Genomic DNA, 3,395 nt, shown 5'->3' with positions numbered 1-3,395 from the left:
CGCTAAGCAGAAGAATGCATAATGATAGGAACGATTGACATACAACTTGGCCGGTTTTCACCCGACCCGAAGTGGCCTACTTTAACCCGACCCGTGACATTTGGGTAAATACAATCGCAAAGTACATGCCAACGCAATGAGGCTGCGTTCATTAAGAACGAAAGGCATTGGTGATCAGAGACTTGAATGAGATCGCACAAAGAGCAATCTGCCCAACTTTACTCTCCATGATGCTCTAAGCTACGCGAGAATTTACGCAGCAAAACAGTCGTCAGCCTGTAAGATGTTGTACCTGGAAATGTTACGAATATGTGGAGCCTACGCGCTGAAATTACGCGTTTACGCGCTCAAGTACGAAGTTGCCGAGATGAGTGAATATGGTAGTGTGACGAAGGGGAAGTATCTATTGGAGTTTGTACTTCCTAATGCGGTAACGGACTGTCCCTTCGCTAATGCCAATTCTCCGCGCAGATTCGCGGCGATTCCAACCGGTTTCCGCAAGGACACTCATTAATTCGTCCTTCATGGTTAGAGACTGACCAGCCCTTGCAATAGATACCATCCTCTCGATGTCACCTCGCGATGCTACCCAGAGTCTGTTGATCTCTGCTCGAAGTTCACGAACATTGCCACTCCAACTCCTATTCGAAAGGACATTGGACAGGGCAGAGATACACTGTTTCCGACCATCGTCTGAAATATCGGTAGGTAGCAGACACAGGAAGTGTGTGACCAAAGCGTTGATTTCATCTTTTCGTTCTCTCAGCGGTGGAATATCGACCGACAATTCGTTCAGACGATGATACAAATCCAGTCTGAAACGGCCATCGTTGATCTCCTGCTTGAGATCACGGTTCGTGGCGGCGATCAGCCGAAAGTTAACTAACCTCCTGTTGTTCTCACCGAGACGACGGACTTTGCGTGTTTCGAGTACCTCAAGAAGCTTGCTCTGAAATGCAGCAGGAGCCTCCGCGATTTCATTGAGGTAGAATGTGCCCCCATCAGCCATCTCAAAAAGACCAGATCTGGATTGCGAAGCTCCGGTGAATGCACCTTTGCAATAACCGAACAACTCAGATTCAATCATCTCCTGTGGTAAGGCCGCGGCATTAACCGGTACGAACTCGCCACGCCGATTCGACATGTCATGTATATACCGCGCGAACAGGTCCTTGCCCGTGCCTGTCTCACCCGTTAGGAGAATGTTCAAACTTGACTTGGCAGCCTCCTGAGAAAACGCCACGATCTTCTTCATCTCGTGGCTCACCGCGATGATTGTCGGTGAGGAATCCTCGCGAGGAACGATAATATCAGGAACAGAGTGAAGCTTCAGTTCATCAATAGCTTCCTGCACCAGCTCTACACGTTTGGGTACACCCATTTCGTAGAAAAGCAAACGCCCGAATTCGAGATGACGCATCCTTGTCTTGATATTGTAGGACTTCGATTCGCCACATGCGAAATGCGTCAGCGCCAGTTCATACCGCGCACCGATCTCTCTGAGCAGCGTGATCGATTTATTGAAATAGCCGCGAGCTGTATCATGTTCTTCACGTTGCGTGTATATCTGACCATAGGCACGGTAAAGAGCACCAAGCTCTCGCTTTTCGCCGATCTTATCGATTGCTTCCTCGGCTCTCTTGGCAGTGCTCAGAGCCTCTTGAAACATGTCTCTGGAAATATGGATGTCGGCCAGCATGCGGAGTGTCTGTGCGACAGCAGATGCAGTAGGTTCCGGTGTGTCGAGAACTTGCTGGTAGTACTCTGTTGCTCTGTCACAATTCCCTTCGAGATGATACGTGAGTCCCAAGTGTTCTTGGCATACGTTTACGTCACGCATAGATCCAATGTCATCAAAGATTGATAGCGCAGTAAATAGATGACGCTTCGCTCTATTTAGGTCACACCGATACATGGAAAGCATCCCAGTAAGAAGCGAAAGATTAGCACAGCCGGACATATCAGTCTTCTCAGAATCCATAGACTCAAGTATTGATTGAGCTTCCTTCAGTCGCCCCATGTAGATGAATACGCGCGCCAAGTTACGCTTATCAATATCTACTTCTCTCTCAGTATGATATTTCGCCGCACAATTGATGGACAACTCAAGCACGTCACAACAACGGCTAAAATTGCCGGAAATGTAATGAAGCTGAGCCAAACTGTTTAGCGGAAGGAACAGAGATTCACTATCATCTAAGGCTCGGTAGATGGCGTATGACTCATTGAACTGCTCAACTGCTTCATTCAGTTTTCCGCGCTTGACGAGAATACGGCCCAGGATGTATTTCGCCTGAGCTAAGACGGAGTGATTGCCATTGAGCTTCGTCAAGCGGATCGCGACTCTAGTTTTGCTCAGCGCTTGCCTGTAATGTCCCAGTTCATACAAAGCCATACCATGCATGCAGTATACGTGAGCCTTGGTGGTTGTATCAGATGTCAAAAGCTCCCGCCTATCGATTTCGCTCAGCGAAATAAGTGCCTGAGAAAAATCTCCCCTCCTTATCGCTACTTCAGCGTTTTCGATTGCATGATTGCACAGTTGGCTAGTGTTCATCACGACAGTCATTTCCGTGCGTCATTTGTTCTGATCTTCCCATCCGCCGTCGTCACCCCCAAGGGTCGGTGGGTTGTAGTCCGGGGGATGCACGTTCTGCAAAGGATCCTCCGGATCGTGCGAATCTGCTCCCACCAAACCAAGGAGAGCATCGAGAAGATTCTGCAACAAGCCTGCTGGCTCTGCAGAATCTGAACCGGCTTGATCCTGAGCACTGTCTCCAGTTGTCCCGTTCTGCAACGACGTACAGGCCTCCTCGCCACCATCTGCCAACAGATTCGAATGCCCAGTCAATCCAAATATGAGCAACGCAATGGAGACGATCAATATTACCCGTCTCATAACTCAGTCTCCTGCTAAAGACTCTAATTGCCTATCACAACGTCGATAACCATGCTTCTTTCAGATGGCGAATCAAACACAGTCAAGCTCCCTGTCACTGATCATCAATTCCGGTGACGACTCGAATCCCCACTGTAGAGATATCACATGGCTACCAACGGAATATGTATCGTACAATTATCTATAATAATCATGCAGCAAACCATGCCAATGTCAAGGATTTAATTGAGAAGTGTGGCTTGACTGTAATCGGCGGTGCAAAAGTGTACCGAATGGCGGTCGAAAAGTGTACCACCCGAGGTGATAGATAGCCCCCCTGTGCCTTTCATAAATGTCGTCCGCCTTGCCTTACTTGCACTTATCTTTCTCATATTGTATCATACATTCCATGCTATTCCTTCTCCTGCGCACACTTCTATCAGCGCTGAGGTCGCACCGTGCGCTTGCCATGGAAAACCTCGCGCTCAGGCATCAGCTCAATGTCTTGAAACGAGAT

2 protein-coding genes are annotated in these 3,395 nt (G+C 48.5%); both read right to left on the bottom strand.

All coding sequences use genetic code 11. The features are described 5' to 3' along the window. Nucleotides 1-403: 403 nt before the first annotated feature. On the bottom strand, nucleotides 404-2,557 hold the full coding sequence (locus KKH67_15305; GenBank protein MBU1320546.1) for a sigma 54-interacting transcriptional regulator: 2,154 nt from the start codon (nucleotides 2,555-2,557) through the stop codon (nucleotides 404-406). Between the two features lie 21 nt (nucleotides 2,558-2,578). After that, a complete protein-coding gene (locus KKH67_15300) occupies nucleotides 2,579-2,899 on the bottom strand; it encodes a hypothetical protein (GenBank protein ID MBU1320545.1) in 321 nt (106 codons plus the stop codon). Nucleotides 2,900-3,395 lie beyond the last annotated feature (496 nt).

It is taken from the genome of Candidatus Zixiibacteriota bacterium, assembly GCA_018820315.1.
In the GTDB taxonomy this organism is placed as follows: domain Bacteria; phylum Zixibacteria; class MSB-5A5; order JAABVY01; family JAHJOQ01; genus JAHJOQ01.
This window is presented reverse-complemented; position numbering and strand designations above follow the sequence as displayed.

Coding starts and splice junctions, on each gene's coding strand:
- KKH67_15305 (MBU1320546.1), bottom strand. CDS start 2,557: ATGAACACTAGCCAACTGTGCAATCATGCAATCGAAAACGCTGAAGTA.
- KKH67_15300 (MBU1320545.1), bottom strand. CDS start 2,899: ATGAGACGGGTAATATTGATCGTCTCCATTGCGTTGCTCATATTTGGA.